Below are 14809 nucleotides of genomic sequence, written 5' to 3' on the forward strand. Positions count from 1 at the left end.
GAAGGTTTGAGACATATGGAAGCCTCGAAGGATATTTCCCGCCTGATCGAGATCATGGTAGCCCTGCGCCAGCCGGAAACCGGCTGCCCATGGGATGTCGTGCAGACCTTCGAGACGATCAAACCCTATACAATCGAAGAGGCCTATGAAGTCGCCGACGCGATCGAGCGCAAGGATATGGACGATCTTTGCGAGGAGCTGGGCGACCTTCTGCTGCAGGTGGTTTTCCACGCCCGCATGGCTGAGGAAAGAGGCGAATTCGCCTTTGGCGACGTGGTGCATGCCGTCACCTCAAAGATGATCCGCCGCCATCCGCATGTCTTCGCCGTCTCCGACGCCGACACACCTGATAGCGTCAAGCTGCAATGGGACCAGATCAAGGCCGAGGAAAAACGCGAGCGCGCGGAACGCCGGGCGCGTCGGGGCATCACCGAGGATTTCAAGGCCGGGTTTCTGGGCGGCGTGCAGCGCAGCCAGCCGGCGCTGACCGAGGCGCTCAAGCTACAGGAACAGGCCGCCCGCGTCGGTTTCGACTGGTCGGACCCGGCTCCGATCCTCGACAAGATCGAGGAAGAAATCGCGGAACTGCGTGAGGCGCTTGCGGAGGGAAAACCCGAAAAGGTTTCGGACGAACTCGGCGACCTCATCTTCGCCCTCGTCAATATCGGCCGCCACGTCAAGGCCGATCCCGAAAATGCCCTGCGCGGCACGAATACGAAATTCCGCCGTCGTTTCAATCACATAGAAACATCTCTGAAGGAAAATGGCGAGACGCTGGAAGACGCCGATCTCGAGAGGATGGAAGATTTGTGGCAGGCGGCAAAGCGAATCGAACGCGCGCTCGATACGGTTTCCTCCTGATCACGGGGATGCTGAGAACGCTTTGACTGGCACCGTCAGAAGAATGGGTGGTGCGTCGAGCCAATCACGCCGACGTCATCCTCGCATCCTTGTCGGAGCGCTCAGCGCTCCCAGTCCTCGCGTTCGCGGACAGTCGTTTTTCCGAGCTTCCGCTCCAGTTCTGCCGCCTGCGCTTCGGACAGGCGCACATCGAGCGCAACCGAGCCGTCTTCGTGGTCTTCACGGCCGTCGACGATGGAATTGCTGTAGACCCAGGAGATCAACGGCAATTGTTCGACGGAAAGCACGACGGTCGTTTCCGTCAAAACGCCGGACAGACGCTTTGATATCTCGTCCATCAGGGCATCGACACCCTCGCCCGTGACGGCCGACACGGCGCGGATATCCGAGCGACCTTCGGCGCGCTGCAGGATGGCGTCATGCGCTTCAGGTTCCAGACGGTCGATCTTGTTCCAGACCTCGATGATGCGCTTTTCCGCTTCCTTCTCGTCAATGCCGAGGTCGCCGAGAATACGCAGCACATCAGCCGATTGCGCGGCATTGTCCGGATCGGACATGTCGCGCACATGCAGAACGAGATCGGCTTCCAGCACCTCTTCCAGAGTGGCACGGAAAGCGGCGACCAGATGCGTCGGAAGATCGGAAATGAAACCGACCGTATCGGACAGGATGACGGTGCGGCCATGCGGCAGCTTCATGCGGCGCAAGGTCGGGTCGAGCGTGGCGAAGAGCATGTCCTCCGCCAGAACGCCAGCACCGGTGATGCGGTTGAACAGCGTGGATTTGCCGGCATTGGTATAACCGACGAGAGCCACGATCGGATGCGGCACCTTGCGGCGCTTGGCGCGGTGAAGCTGGCGGGTGCGCACCACCTGCTCCAGTTCGCGTTCCAGCTTGACGATGCGTTCCTGCAAAAGCCGGCGGTCGGCTTCGATCTGGGTTTCACCCGGACCGCCCATGAAGCCCGCGCCACCACGCTGACGCTCAAGGTGGGTCCAGCTTCGGACGAGGCGGCCCTTCTGGTAGTTCAGATGCGCGAGGTCGACCTGCAGCGTGCCTTCCTTGGTGGAGGCGCGGCGGCCGAAGATTTCAAGGATCAGACCGGTGCGGTCGATGACCTTGCAATTCCACTGCTTTTCGAGATTGCGCTGCTGCACCGGGGTCAGCGGATGATCGACGATGACGAGACCGGAATCGGTTTCATCGAGAAGATGGCCGATTTCCTCGATCTTGCCGGTTCCAAACAGCGTTGCCGGCCGCGGCTGGTTGACGGAAACGATCAGACCCTGCGTCACTTCCAGATCGATGGCGAGCGCCAGACCCTTGGCTTCCTCGAGCTTGGCCTCGACCGAACGGCCGGGCGCGGCCGGGGCGGCGGCCGCATCGCGCGTTTCACGCGGCTGCTTGAGGACGGGCACGAGCACCACAGCGCGCATGTCGTCGCGGTGCTTTTCCTGCTCCGGAATGATCGATTCGTTCGAGGTGTCGCGTGTCGAAATGGGGCTTGGCCTTATCCAGAAAGAACATTTCGGCCAACCGAATCCACACGGACGGCCATTGAATTCAACCTGACAGAACCGGAAACGTTCCGGTCCGGGTCAGCTTATATCGAATATACCGCCGGAGGGAGCCTGATCAGGCCGCGCCTTCTTCGCTTTCGAACATCTGCATCGGCTGGCCGGGCATGATGGTGGAGATCGCATGCTTGTAGACCAGCTGCGAATGACCATCACGGCGCAAAAGCACGCAGAAATTGTCGAAGGAGGTAACAACGCCCGTCAGCTTGACGCCGTTGATCAGGAAAATCGTGAGCGAAATCTTCTGCTTACGAACGGTATTGAGGAAAAGATCCTGAAGGTTTTGAGAACGTTCCGCCATGGCGCCGCTTCTTTCTTTTTTGCCGGCAGGGATACCGGAAAATAATCAATCAATAATCAACCGGCCAAGTCACATCCCCCGCTTGGCCAGCCTGCAACTCTGGTATCAAATCGTGTCCTGTTCCGCAACGGTCAAAACAGCCGAATGAGTACGAGTATTGACCCGCTTTTTCGATTCGAAACAGTCAGAAATATTGTATCGAAACCCGGAAAAGCTGTTCCACGTCGCGCACCGCATCCGCAGACGCAAACAGCACGACACGGTCCTTCGCCTTGATTTTCGTGCTGCCGTCCGGGCGGATCACCACGCCATCGCGATAAATCGCGCCGATGCGCACACCGTCGGGCATATCGATGTCGCGGAAGGACTGGCCGACCAGCGGCGATGTTTCCAGCGCTTCCGCCTCGATAACCTCCGCCGAGCCGCGCTGGACGGCGTATACCGAACGGATGCGGCCCTTGCGCACATGCTGGAGCACGCGGGAGATGGTGACGGCACGGGGGTTGATATAGGCATCGAGACCGAGCGAGGCCGCAACATCGTGGAAGGACGAACTGTTCAGCAGCGCAAGGTTGGACTTGCAACCGAGCTGCTTGGCCATCACCGCAGCCAGAATATTGGTCTGATCGTTATTGGTGAGCGTGACGATCAGGTCCGCGTCCTGAATATCCGCCTGCATGAGAATTTTCTGATCGAGTGCCGAACCGTGCAGAACGATGGTGTTGCTGAGCTGCTCCGATGCGGCAACAGCCCTGTCGCGATCCGCTTCGACGATCTTCACCCGGGTCTTCGGCTGCATCTCCTCGATCTTGTGCGCGACGAAATGACCGATATTGCCGGCGCCCGCGATGACGATGCGCTGCGCCTCCTGCTCTTCATGACCGAAGAGGCTCAGGGTGCGACGGGCGTGCTGGCGCTGGCAGATGACATAGGCAAGATCGCCGACCCGCAACTGCTCGGAGGAATGCGCCACCTTGAGAATGCCGTCGCGATAGACGCCGACAACCGTGGCGATGAGGTCCGGAAAGAGATTGGAAAGCTGCTGCAGCGGCGTATTGATGACCGGGCAGTCCTCCATGCATTCGATGGCCAGCATGAAGATCGTGTCGTCGGCAAAACGCACGACATCGGTGGCGCCCGGAAAGGCGATGCGCCTGAGCACCATCTTTCCGACTTCCACTTCCGGCGAAATCGTCACGTCGATGGACATGTTCTCGCGGCTGAAGAGATCGGCATATTCCGGCCTCAGATAGCTCTGATCGCGTATGCGGGCAATCTTGGTGGGAACGCTGAACAAGGCGTGCGCCACCTCGCAGGCGACGATGTTGATTTCGTCATGCAGCGTCACGGCAATGATCATGTCGGCCTGGTCCGCACCGGCCTTGGCCAGCATGTCCGGATGCGCGCCATGGCCAACGTATCCGCGCACATCCAGCGTCTCGGTGATGGCGGTGATCAGCGGTGCGGCCGTATCGATGACAGATACTTCGTTATCCTCGCGCGACAATTGTTCGGCGATGCCGTAACCCACCTGCCCTGCGCCGCAAATGATGACTCTCATGCTGTCTCTCTGACGGAATATCTGTTACGGCGACCTGGCCTTCGTTCCTTATACGCCGAGAGATTTCAGTTTGCGATGCAGCGCCGATCTTTCCATGCCAACAAATTCCGCCGTCCGTGAAATATTGCCGCCGAAACGGTTGATCTGGGCCACCAGATAATCCCGCTCGAACATTTCACGGGCTTCGCGCAGCGGCAGGGTCATGATGTGCTGGTCGCCCTGCGCCGAAATCTTCGGCAGCATGTCGCCAATATCCGATGGCAGCATGTCGGCCGAGATCGGCGCCTCGCCGCCTTCGGGACGGGCAAGGATCATCAGCCGCTCGATATTGTTGCGCAGCTGGCGGATATTGCCTGGCCAGTCATGCGTCTGGAGAACGGCCATGGCGTCGTCACCGATCTTGCGCGGGCGAATGCCGGCCTGCTCGGAAATCTGGCGCATGAACATGTCGACGAGGAAGGGAATATCCTCGCGCCGTTCGGAGAGCGCCGGCACCTTCACCGGCACGACGGCCAGACGGTGGTAGAGGTCCTCGCGGAACTGGCCTTCGGCGATCAGGCTTTCGAGGTGATGGGCGGTCGAGGAAATGATGCGCACATCCACCTTCACCCGCTTGCCGCCACCGACGCGCTCGAACTGCTGGTCGACCAGCACGCGCAGGATCTTATTCTGCGTCTCGCGCGGCATTTCGCCGACTTCATCGAGATAAAGCACGCCGCGATGAGCTTCTTCCAGCGCGCCGACCTTGCGTGGCTGCCCCGGCAGGCCTTCCGTTCCAAAGAGCGCGATTTCCATGCGGTCCGGCGTGATCGTCGCGGCATTGAGCGCCACGAAGGGGCCGCTCGCACGCGAGGACTTCTTGTGCACCATGCGGGCCACGAGTTCCTTGCCGGAACCGGAGGGGCCGAGGATCATGATGCGGCTGTTGGTAGGCGCAACCCTGTCGATGGTCTGGCGAAGCTGCGACACCGCAAGCGAGGCGCCGACGAGTTCAACCGCGTCACCCGTGCGTTTCTTGAGTTCCTGAACCTCGCGCTTCAGCTTGGAGTTTTCCAGCGCCCGCTCGGCTATCAGGATCAGGCGGTCGGCCTTGAACGGCTTTTCGATGAAATCGAAGGCGCCGCGCTTGATGGCGTTGACGGCGGTTTCGATATTGCCGTGACCGGAAATCATGACGACAGGGATTTCGGGATGGCGGCTCTTGATCTCGTCAAGCAGCGCCAGACCGTCGAGCTTCGAGCCCTGCATCCAGATGTCGAGAAAGATCAGGCGCGGCACACGCTCCGAGATGGCGGCCAGCGCGCTGTCACTGTCGAACGCCATGCGCGTCTCATGGCCTTCATCGGACAAGATGCCCGCTACGATTTCGCGAATGTCCGCCTCGTCATCCACGACCAGAATATCAGACGCCATATGCTGCTTCCTTGTTATTTTCGCCGCCGACCGCCTCGATATAGGGCAGCAGCACTCTGATCATGGCGCCGTGGCCGTGATCGAACTCAGGCGGGGCATCGTGGAGTTCCAGATACCCGCCATGCTCTTCGATGATCTTCTTGACGATGGCCAGACCAAGGCCCGTGCCCTTGTCCCGCATCGTCATGTATGGTTCGAGAATGCGGTGACGGTTCTCGACGGGAAGGCCGCGGCCATTGTCGATGATGTCAGCGACAAAACGGGAGTTGGCTTCGTCGAAGGAGGCGCGTACCAGGATCATGCCCGGCCGCTTTTCGCCTTCCACCGCCTCGATCGCTTCGGTCGCATTCTTGATGAGATTGCCGAAGGCCTGCCCCAGCATGCGGGCATCGAACATGCCCTCCAGCGGGATATCGCCCAGCTCCGTCGTGAACCTGGTGTCGGCGGCGCTGATTTCCCGCAGGAACGCCGCATCCTTCAGGATCGCGCGCAGATCCGACTTTTCCTTCGTCGGCTTGGGCATACGCGCAAAGGCCGAGAATTCATCCACCATCCGGCCGATATCACCGACCTGCCGGACGATGGTGTCCGTACACTGATCGAAAACGGCGCGGTCGCTCTCGTCGATCTGCTTGCCGAAACGGCGCTTGATGCGCTCGGCGGAAAGCTGGATCGGCGTCAGCGGGTTCTTGATTTCATGCGCGATGCGGCGCGCCACATCCGACCATGCCGTCGAGCGCTGGGCAATGACGAGGTCGGTGATGTCATCGAGGGTGATGACGTAGCTGTCGCGGCTGTCGCGGGCATCCTCACGGGTCACCTGCACATTCAGTGTCCGTTCCTTGCCGCGTCGCATGATGTTTATCTGCTTGCGGAAGTTGCCACGCGCCCAGGTGTTGGCCTCGGTCACGACCTGTTCGATTTCCGGCGCGATCTCCGACAGCTGCGCGCCGATGAGCTGCTCGGAATTCAGCGCCAGGAACTCTTCGCCGGATGGGTTGACGATGGTGATCCTGCGGTTCTCGTCGACACCGATGACGGCGGCGGTGACACCTGACAGCACGGCTTCGATGAAGCGGCGGCGATCGTCGATATCATCCTTGGCCTCGATGATCTGCTCCTGCTGGCTGCGCAGTTCCGAGACCATCTTGTTGAAGGTACGCGACAGGCGCCCGACATCGCCATCGACGGCGCGGACGGGAACCAGAACATGCATGTTGCCGGTGGCGACACTGTCTGCGGCACTGATGAGCAGGCGGATCGGTCGCACGATACGGTCGGCCACCGCGATTGCCGTCCAGATGGCGGCGAGAAGCACGATCAGCGCAAAGCCGAGATAGAGGATGGCAAAGGCGATCTGCAGCGGCGCGCGGCCCGCCTCCATCGCCTTGTATTCGGCGCGGTTCTCCTCCATCAGCCGCATCGCGCCCATCACCTTGGGATCAACGGCGCGCACGGTGTAAAGGAAGGTGCCGCTGATGCCTTCGAGCTTGATGATGGCGCCAACGAGGTTGGTGATCCCCGGCGGGATCAGCGTCGGCTGACCGGCGGCGGCCTTTTCCAGCGCGTCATGCGGAATGGCGGGAAGCGGTTTTTCCGTCTTGATATCGGCCTGCGCGACGGCGTCGCCATCCTCCTGCACCAGAAACGCGCCAAGCAGGCCGCGCCCCTTGGCCTGACGGGTCATCAGGTCGACGAAGCCGGTGCGGTCGAGATAAAAAAGCGCGCGATTGCGGTCGAGGTCGGTGGCCATCGACAGGGTCTGGCCCTGAAGATAACCGGCATTCTCCATCATATAGGCCTGGGCGATATTGCTGGAGGAATCGACGATCGACTGGGTTCGGATCGAGAACCAGCGGTCGAGGCCGACATTCAGCGTCAGGCTGGCGAAGATGGCGACAAGCACGGCGGGCGTGATTGCCACGATGGAGAAAAGCACGACGATGCGCACGTGCAGGCGTGCGGCCGCCCTGCCCTTTTTGCGCGCTTTCAGCAGGCGGTTAATTTCCCGGCCGATGAGAAAGATCAGCCCGATCACGAAGATCGAATTGATGACGACCGAAGCGATGACGACATTCGATGTCGGTGCGATCGGCGTCACGCCCAGCAGCACGAAGAGGGTAATGATGGCACAGACGAGCGCGACGCCAGCGAGCACCAGCCCCGGCAAAGCGAAAGACATCCTGCGATCGGCAACCACCATTCCCGCTGCTTCGTCGGCAACGGCGTTTTCGGCGGCGGGTTTCCGCATGCACTACTCCCAATCGCTGGCCAGCCAGCGCCACAATCATGAAGTCAGGCGAGACTCACCGCATATTGGCGAATCCCTTCCTTCCTAGTGTTTTCCAAGCAACACAATGTGGCGAAAATGCAACGACAAATGCAACCTTGTCAACATTCTCACGTGGGGCGGGAGCTGCGATAGACGGAAACGCCAAGCTCGCGGATTTTCTTGCGCAGCGTATTGCGGTTCAGGCCAAGAAGATCGGCAGCCTTGATCTGGTTGCCGCGCGTCGCCGTCAGGGCGGCGAGAATCAGCGGATATTCGAGTTCGCGCAGCACACGGTCGTAAAGGCCGGGCGGCGGCAGGCCATCGCCGAAGCTGGCGAAATAATCCCGCATATTTTCTTCCACCGCCTGCGAAATGGTGAGCGAACCGGTGCGAACCGCCATCTTGTCGAGCGGGCTGTCGGGAACATCCGACTGCAGTTCCTGCTCGATGATCTCGCGGGTGATGACTTCCTGCGGATAAAGCGCCATCAGGCGGCGGATCAGGTTTTCCAGCTCGCGCACGTTGCCCGGCCAGGCATAGGCCTTCATGACCTCAAGAGCTTCGCTCTCGAAACGCTTGCCCTCAAGACCTTCCTTCTCACCCTGCTGGATGAAATGGCGCACCAGATCGGGAATATCCTCGGCGCGGTCACGCAGCGGCGGCAGGCGCAGCGGCACGACGTTCAGGCGATAATAGAGGTCTTCGCGGAACAGGCCCTGATTGATCGACTGTTTCAGGTCCTTGTTGGTGGCAGCGACGATGCGGACATCGGTACGGATAGGCGTGCGACCGCCCACCGTCGTATATTCGCCCTGCTGCAACACACGCAGCAGGCGCGTCTGCGCATCCATCGGCATGTCGCCAATTTCATCGAGGAACAGCGTGCCACCCTCGGCCTGTTCGAAACGGCCGGTCGAGCGGTTCTGCGCGCCGGTGAAGGCACCCTTCTCATGGCCGAAGAGTTCGGATTCGATCAGGTCACGCGGAATTGCCGCCATGTTGATGGCGACGAAGGGGCCGTTGCGGCGTTTGCCGTAATCATGCAGCGCGCGGGCCACCAGCTCCTTACCCGTACCGGATTCGCCCGTTATCATCAGCGTCAGGTCGGTCTGCATCAGGCGGGCGAGAACGCGGTAGATTTCCTGCATCGCCGCCGAGCGGCCAACGAGCGGCATGCCGTCCTGCATGTCGTCATCGAGCTTGGCCGGCTTGCGCTTCGGCTCCGACAAGGCGCGGCCGATGATGGCGATCAGTTCCGTCAGATCGAAGGGCTTCGGCAGGTAATCGTAAGCGCCTTTTTCCGACGCCTTGATGGCCGTCATGAAGGTGTTCTGCGCACTCATGACCAGAACCGGCAGGTCCGGGCGGGCCTTCTTGATGCGCGGCAGCAGATCGAAGGCGTTTTCATCGGGCATCACGACATCGGTCACGACAAGATCGCCCTCACCTGCCGAAACCCAGCGCCAGAGCGTTGCGGCATTGGAGGTGATGCGCACGTCGTAACCGGCGCGGCTCAGCGCCTGGTTCAGCACCGTGCGGATTGCGGCATCATCATCGGCGACGAGGATCGTAGCTGTCATAGGTCATTTCCTGTCGTGTTCGGCAAAGTGCTGTCGTCGAGCGCCACTTCCGGCGAGACGGGCATCAATACGCGGAAAGTCGTGCGATGGTTCTGGCTGTCGCATTCGACAATGCCGCCATGGGCGCCGATCAGCTTGGCGACAAGCGCCAGCCCGAGGCCCGAACCATTCGTCTTGGTGGTAATGAAGGGATCGAAAAGATGCGGCAGGAGATCGGCCGGAACGCCCGGACCATTATCATGCACGCAGAATTCGAGCGGCAGCGAGATACGCTCGCGGCTGCCGGCGACCGAAAGCCGCATGCCGGGACGATAGGCGGTGGTGAGGATGATCTCGCCATCCGGCTGGTTGCCCACGGCTTCCGCCGCATTCTTCACCAGATTGAGGAAGACCTGCACCAGCTGGTCGCGATTGGCATAAACCGGCGGCAGCGACGGGTCGTAATTTTCCGAAATCTTGATATTGCGGGCAAAGCCGGCCTTGGCGATGGCCTTCACATGATCGAGCACGGAGTGGATATTGACCGGCATGCGGTCCACCGGCCGCTCGTCGGAAAACACCTCCATGCGGTCGACCAGCGAAACGATGCGGTCGGTCTCGTCGCAGATCAACCGCGTCAGCGCCCGGTCTTCATCGGCAACCGAAGTCTCCAGCAGCTGGGCGGCGCCACGAATGCCGGACAGCGGGTTCTTGATCTCGTGCGCGAGCATCGAGGCAAGGCCCGTAACGGAACGGGCAGCGGCACGATGGGTCAGTTGCCGGTCGATCTTGTCGGCCATCGACCTTTCCTGAAAGACGACGACCACCGATCCCGGTTCGCTGACAACGGGCGCGACATAAAGATCGACCAGCTTGTCCTGGCCAAGACGCGGCGAACTCAGATCGACGCGGTATTCGTTGACCGGCGCGCGGCGCTCCCGCACCTGATCGATCAGTGCGAGCAACGGGCTGCCGAAGGGAATGAAGGTGGAAACGCGGTAGCGCGCGAGATGGGAGGCGCTCGCCCCGAAAAAGGCTTCGGCTTCCCAATTGGCGAAGGCGATGAAACCTTCGGCGTCCACCAGAATAACGGGGTTCTGCACCGCGTTCAGAACCGCCATGGCAAGCGCGTTTCCATCTGCCGGGCTGTGTTTGTCAGCGCTCATGCGGCCTTCCTTGCGGCGTCTTCGACCGCATTTTCGCTAAGGGCGGAGCGCAGCAGATCAGCCACCTCCCCCGTGTCACGCGATGTCATGATTTTAGCCTTGTCAGGCGTGGCGCTCTCAATCGCGAAACGGTCGAGATACCAACCCAGATGTTTGCGGGCATGCCGGAGACCGGCTTCCCTTCCGTAAAATTCCAGCATCATCTCGTAATGCTCGACGGCAATACCAGCGATCTCGGCGTGTTGCGGGGCGGCGTGCCCGGCCAGCACAGCCGGCAGCCAGGGTTGCCCCTGCGCGCCACGCCCGACCATGACGGCATCCGCATCTGAACGGCGGAGAATTTCCCGTGCATCTTCTGCGGTCTCGATATCGCCATTGGCGATCAGCGGCACGGAAATCACCTCGCGAACGGTGCGGATAGCGTTCCAGTCCGCCCGTCCCTCGTAGAACTGCATACGGGTGCGGCCGTGAATGGTGATGAGCTGAACCCCTGCCGCTTCGGCGCGGCAGGCAATTTCGGGCGCGTTGATGGTGTTTTCGTCCCAGCCGAGCCGCATCTTCAGCGTCACGGGCACATCAACCGCTTTGACGGTCGCCTCGATCAGAGAGAGCGCATGATCGGGATCGCGCATCAACGCCGAACCGGAGTAGCCCCCCGTCACCTTCTTGGCCGGACAACCCATGTTGATATCTATGATTCCCGCGCCGTTATCGGCCGCGATCTTCGCTGCCTCGGCCATGAAATGCGCCTCGCGCCCGGCAAGCTGCACCATATGCGGAACCATGCCGGCATTTTTCAGCCGCGCCCAGGATTCCCCTCGGTTGGCGACGAGTTCACGGCTTGCCACCATTTCCGTGACAACAAGGCCGGCGCCATAACGCCAGGCGAGCTGTCGGAACGGCAGATCCGTCACGCCCGACATGGGCGCCAGCACGGCACGATTACGGATCGTGACTGAGCCGATGCTAAACGGTTCTGACAACTGCGGAAGGGGCAACTGATGATCTTTCATGCAGAAGGGTTATTTGCATTATTTTTAGACAGTGTTTGCGCAGTTGCCAAGCACTTTTAGAGGGTTGCATCTTTTATTTGCTGCGCGGCTGCCTGCCTGTTTTGCGGTCGGTGGCAAATTGTGCAGGTTCGGGACATGCCATGCCGGACGATCCTGCGGCGTGCAGGGTAAATGCGCGTCTTATCGGGCTGGCCATCCGGGTTTTGAAACGCTAGAGCAGGACTGTCAACCGTTAAGGGTTGCGCGCAAAGCATATGACCAATGCAGGAAAGTACTATGAAACTCGGCATCGTCATCGTCGCCGCCGGGCGCGGCGAAAGGGCAGGCTCCCCCGAGGAAGGGCCGAAACAATATCGCCCGATCGGCGGCAGAGCCGTCATCGAGCACACGGTATCGACCTTTCTGGGCTGGGACAGCGCCTGCCCCATCGTGATCGTCAGCCATGCCGACGATGCAGCACTGCTGTCGCCGATCCTTGAGCGGCTTGATGCCGGTGAGCGGATCGTCACGGTGACGGGCGGCGCGACACGCCAGCAATCGGTGCTGGCGGGGTTGGAGGCGCTCTCCTCCCGCGATCTCACCCATGTGATGATCCATGACGCCGTGCGGCCTTTCGTCGCCACGGACATGCTGGAGCGTATCGTGGCGCTGCACGCGGAAGGCGCTCGGGGCGTTCTGCCTGCCCTGCCCGTTACCGACACGTTGAAACGCGGTTCGGATGACCGCGTCGTGGAGACGGTTTCCCGTCAGGGACTTTATGCCGCGCAGACCCCGCAGAGCTTCGCTTATGATGACATTCTCGCAGCGCATCGCGCCGCTGCCGCCTCGGGAAAGTCCGATTTTACCGATGATGCATCGATTGCCGAATGGGCGGGACTGCCGGTGACACTGACCGAAGGTTCGGTCGACAATGTGAAACTCACTCTCAAGCGGGATATCGCCATGGCCGATGAAAAGCTCTCTCACGCATTGCCCGACGTGCGTACCGGCAATGGTTACGACGTGCACCAGCTGGAGGCTGGAGACGGTGTGACACTCTGCGGCGTCTTCATCGAACACGACCAGAAACTCAAAGGTCATTCGGATGCGGATGTGGCTTTGCATGCGCTGACGGATGCGCTGCTCGCCACCTGTGGCGCCGGCGATATCGGCGATCACTTCCCGCCTTCCGATCCGCAATGGAAGGGGGCGGCCTCGCGCATCTTCCTCGAACATGCGGCCAAGGTGGTGCGCGACAATGGCGGCACGATCATGAATGCCGATGTCTCACTGATCGCCGAGGCGCCCCGCATCGGTCCGCACCGGCAGGCCATGCGCGAAGCGCTCTCCGACATGCTCGGGATTGCGCTGGAGCGCTGCTCGGTGAAGGCGACGACCAATGAGACGATCGGCTTCGTCGGCCGCCGTGAGGGTATCGCGGCAATCGCCACCGCTACCGTCGTTTACAGGGGCAGACCGTTATGAGCCTCTTTCCCGCTGACATAGAAGAACTGGCGCGGCGGATCATCTCTGATTTCACCGCCCGTGGCGTCATGGTCTCGACCGCCGAAAGCTGCACGGGCGGCCTGATCGCCGGTGCCCTGACGGAAATTGCCGGCTCCTCCGCCGTCGTCGACCGTGGTTTCGTCACCTATACGAACGAATCCAAGATGGACATGCTGGGGGTTGGCACTGGCACGCTTGCCACATTCGGCGCGGTATCACGGCAGACGGCGCTGCAGATGGCGCATGGCGCGCTGTTCCGCTCACGCGCGGATTTTGCCGTGGCCGTGACCGGCATTGCCGGTCCGGGCGGCGGTTCCGCCGACAAGCCCGTTGGCCTGGTGCATCTGGTCGCCAAGGCGCGCGGCGGTAAAATCCTGCATCATGAAATGCGTTACGGCGAGATCGGCCGCACGGAAATCCGGCTTGCGACCGTCAGAACCGCACTTGAGATGCTGATTACCCTCAATCAGGCCGGGTCGGCGTAAATTTTATCGGCGCGGGTCTCGAAGGCTTCCGCAAACATGCGGAAAGCCCGGTCGAACATCGACCCCATGACGGCGCCGAGCAGGCGGCTTTTAAATTCATAATCGATGAAGAAATGAATGGCCGAGCCACCATCTTCCGATTCTTCGAAACGCCAGCGATTGTCGAGATATTTGAACGGCCCGTCGATATATTTCACATCAATGGCGCGCTCGGCCGGGTTCAGCAGCACCTGCGTGGTGAAGGTCTCGCGAATGGCCTTGTAGCCCACCGTCATATCCGCCACCAGCAGCACCTTGCCATCACGTTCCTTGCGCGAGCGGACAATGAGCGCCTCGCAAAGCGGCAGAAACTGCGGATATTTTTCCACATCGGCGACGAGGTCGTACATGCGGTCTGGCGAGTGTTTGACGAGGCGATGCGTTTCGAACTGTGGCATAAGCGGCAGTTAATCCCCGGCAACAAGAAGATCAAGAAGGCGGCGAAACTGTTTTCGGCTTTTCAGCTGGAATACAGGCACATCGCCGCCATAAAGCGCAAAATTCTGCTCGAAGAGCGGGGCATGACGCCGTTCGAAGTTCCAGATATAGCGCAGGAAATCGACGTCTATCCGTTCGGGGCATCCCTCCGCCATTTCCGGCCTCGCCTTGCCATACCCCCTGATCGCCCGGCTGACGGCACCCCACAGGCAGAGCCAGCGCGGCATGCGCACCCAGAGAACGATGTGGGACCGCGGCAGTCGCATGTCGAACGAGGATGGATTGCTGCCGTCCATCAGCCAGCGCTCTTCGGTGATGATGGCGGCTATCCTCTGCCGCTGTTCCTCGCGCGGGCGCGCCTGCCAGCCGGGCAGCCAGAAAATTTCACGGTCCATGGAGATATAACGAAGCCCAAATTTGCTTGCGAGCTTTTGCGAGAGCGTCGACTTGCCGCCCCCGGAACAGCCGACGACCATGATGCGTTGCGCCCCGGCGACGATCGTCGCGGCATCTTCCACTGTCTCAAGATAGTTCGGCATCGCATAACCTCGTCATGACCGGGGAGATTGCCTGCGGCAAGGATATCCGCACCCAGGCGGGTATTGTCGTTGCGCATGGCAGTTACGGAAAATTGACTAT

13 protein-coding genes are annotated in these 14809 nt (G+C 60.8%); 3 read left to right on the forward strand and 10 right to left on the reverse strand.

The genetic code is table 11. The annotated features are described in order from the left end of the window. The first annotated feature begins 15 nt into the window (after window positions 1-15). A complete protein-coding gene (gene mazG, locus JZX88_RS06765) occupies window positions 16-861 on the forward strand; it encodes a nucleoside triphosphate pyrophosphohydrolase (protein ID WP_174031337.1) in 846 nt (281 codons plus the stop codon). A 101-nt stretch (window positions 862-962) separates the two neighbouring features. Here the strand turns inward: mazG and hflX are convergent, their stop codons facing one another. From hflX to dusB, 8 genes are all read right to left on the reverse strand, one after another. Next, window positions 963-2297, reverse strand: coding sequence for a GTPase HflX (hflX, locus tag JZX88_RS06770; RefSeq protein ID WP_210347401.1), 1335 nt, complete (start codon window positions 2295-2297; stop codon window positions 963-965). A 199-nt stretch (window positions 2298-2496) separates the two neighbouring features. After that, the gene (gene hfq, locus JZX88_RS06775; RefSeq protein WP_003496145.1) at window positions 2497-2739 is read right to left on the reverse strand and encodes an RNA chaperone Hfq; all 243 of its coding nucleotides are present in this window, start codon (window positions 2737-2739) and stop codon (window positions 2497-2499) included. 184 nt (window positions 2740-2923) lie between these two features. Further along, a complete protein-coding gene (gene trkA, locus JZX88_RS06780) occupies window positions 2924-4321 on the reverse strand; it encodes a Trk system potassium transporter TrkA (RefSeq protein ID WP_262517098.1) in 1398 nt (465 codons plus the stop codon). 27 nt (window positions 4322-4348) lie between these two features. Further along, on the reverse strand, window positions 4349-5713 hold the full coding sequence (locus JZX88_RS06785; RefSeq protein WP_065115545.1) for a sigma-54 dependent transcriptional regulator: 1365 nt from the start codon (window positions 5711-5713) through the stop codon (window positions 4349-4351). Then, entirely contained in the window at window positions 5703-7964 is a 2262-nt protein-coding gene (locus JZX88_RS06790) for a PAS domain-containing sensor histidine kinase (RefSeq protein WP_065115544.1), read from the reverse strand. Before JZX88_RS06790 ends, JZX88_RS06785 begins: the two co-directional genes overlap by 11 nt. Window positions 7965-8113: 149 nt before the next feature. Beyond that, window positions 8114-9565 carry a nitrogen regulation protein NR(I) gene (gene ntrC / locus JZX88_RS06795; RefSeq protein WP_003521350.1) on the reverse strand — a complete coding sequence of 484 codons (1452 nt, stop codon included), beginning with the start codon at window positions 9563-9565 and terminating at the stop codon, window positions 8114-8116. Further along, complete coding sequence (locus tag JZX88_RS06800) at window positions 9562-10710, reverse strand: nitrogen regulation protein NR(II) (RefSeq protein ID WP_206913060.1); 1149 nt, start codon at window positions 10708-10710, stop codon at window positions 9562-9564. Before JZX88_RS06800 ends, ntrC begins: the two co-directional genes overlap by 4 nt. Further along, entirely contained in the window at window positions 10707-11723 is a 1017-nt protein-coding gene (dusB, locus tag JZX88_RS06805; RefSeq protein WP_206913064.1) for a tRNA dihydrouridine synthase DusB, read from the reverse strand. The genes JZX88_RS06800 and dusB overlap by 4 nt, the downstream gene beginning before the upstream one ends. Before the next feature lie 276 nt (window positions 11724-11999). Here dusB and JZX88_RS06810 point away from each other — a divergent pair, with 276 nt between their 5' ends. Next, complete coding sequence (locus JZX88_RS06810; RefSeq protein ID WP_206913161.1) at window positions 12000-13187, forward strand: bifunctional 2-C-methyl-D-erythritol 4-phosphate cytidylyltransferase/2-C-methyl-D-erythritol 2,4-cyclodiphosphate synthase; 1188 nt, start codon at window positions 12000-12002, stop codon at window positions 13185-13187. Continuing rightward, window positions 13184-13693 carry a CinA family protein gene (locus JZX88_RS06815; RefSeq protein WP_206913066.1) on the forward strand — a complete coding sequence of 170 codons (510 nt, stop codon included), beginning with the start codon at window positions 13184-13186 and terminating at the stop codon, window positions 13691-13693. The genes JZX88_RS06810 and JZX88_RS06815 overlap by 4 nt, the downstream gene beginning before the upstream one ends. Here JZX88_RS06815 and JZX88_RS06820 read toward each other — a convergent pair. Both JZX88_RS06820 and JZX88_RS06825 read right to left on the reverse strand, forming a co-directional pair. After that, complete coding sequence (locus JZX88_RS06820; RefSeq protein WP_065115539.1) at window positions 13675-14130, reverse strand: type II toxin-antitoxin system RatA family toxin; 456 nt, start codon at window positions 14128-14130, stop codon at window positions 13675-13677. The genes JZX88_RS06815 and JZX88_RS06820 overlap by 19 nt on opposite strands. Before the next feature lie 9 nt (window positions 14131-14139). Further along, the gene (locus JZX88_RS06825; RefSeq protein WP_110759787.1) at window positions 14140-14709 is read right to left on the reverse strand and encodes an AAA family ATPase; all 570 of its coding nucleotides are present in this window, start codon (window positions 14707-14709) and stop codon (window positions 14140-14142) included. Between the last annotated feature and the right edge of the window lie 100 nt (window positions 14710-14809).

The sequence above is a fragment of the Agrobacterium sp. OT33 genome (genome assembly GCF_017313365.1).
Lineage (GTDB): Bacteria > Pseudomonadota > Alphaproteobacteria > Rhizobiales > Rhizobiaceae > Agrobacterium > Agrobacterium rhizogenes_A.

Coding starts and splice junctions, on each gene's coding strand:
- JZX88_RS06825 (WP_110759787.1), bottom strand. CDS start 14,709: ATGCCGAACTATCTTGAGACAGTGGAAGATGCCGCGACGATCGTCGCC.
- JZX88_RS06815 (WP_206913066.1), top strand. CDS start 13,184: ATGAGCCTCTTTCCCGCTGACATAGAAGAACTGGCGCGGCGGATCATC.
- JZX88_RS06790 (WP_065115544.1), bottom strand. CDS start 7,964: ATGCGGAAACCCGCCGCCGAAAACGCCGTTGCCGACGAAGCAGCGGGA.
- hflX (WP_210347401.1), bottom strand. CDS start 2,297: ATGCGCGCTGTGGTGCTCGTGCCCGTCCTCAAGCAGCCGCGTGAAACG.
- dusB (WP_206913064.1), bottom strand. CDS start 11,723: ATGAAAGATCATCAGTTGCCCCTTCCGCAGTTGTCAGAACCGTTTAGC.
- JZX88_RS06785 (WP_065115545.1), bottom strand. CDS start 5,713: ATGGCGTCTGATATTCTGGTCGTGGATGACGAGGCGGACATTCGCGAA.
- JZX88_RS06820 (WP_065115539.1), bottom strand. CDS start 14,130: ATGCCACAGTTCGAAACGCATCGCCTCGTCAAACACTCGCCAGACCGC.
- hfq (WP_003496145.1), bottom strand. CDS start 2,739: ATGGCGGAACGTTCTCAAAACCTTCAGGATCTTTTCCTCAATACCGTT.
- mazG (WP_174031337.1), top strand. CDS start 16: ATGGAAGCCTCGAAGGATATTTCCCGCCTGATCGAGATCATGGTAGCC.
- JZX88_RS06800 (WP_206913060.1), bottom strand. CDS start 10,710: ATGAGCGCTGACAAACACAGCCCGGCAGATGGAAACGCGCTTGCCATG.
- ntrC (WP_003521350.1), bottom strand. CDS start 9,565: ATGACAGCTACGATCCTCGTCGCCGATGATGATGCCGCAATCCGCACG.
- JZX88_RS06810 (WP_206913161.1), top strand. CDS start 12,000: ATGAAACTCGGCATCGTCATCGTCGCCGCCGGGCGCGGCGAAAGGGCA.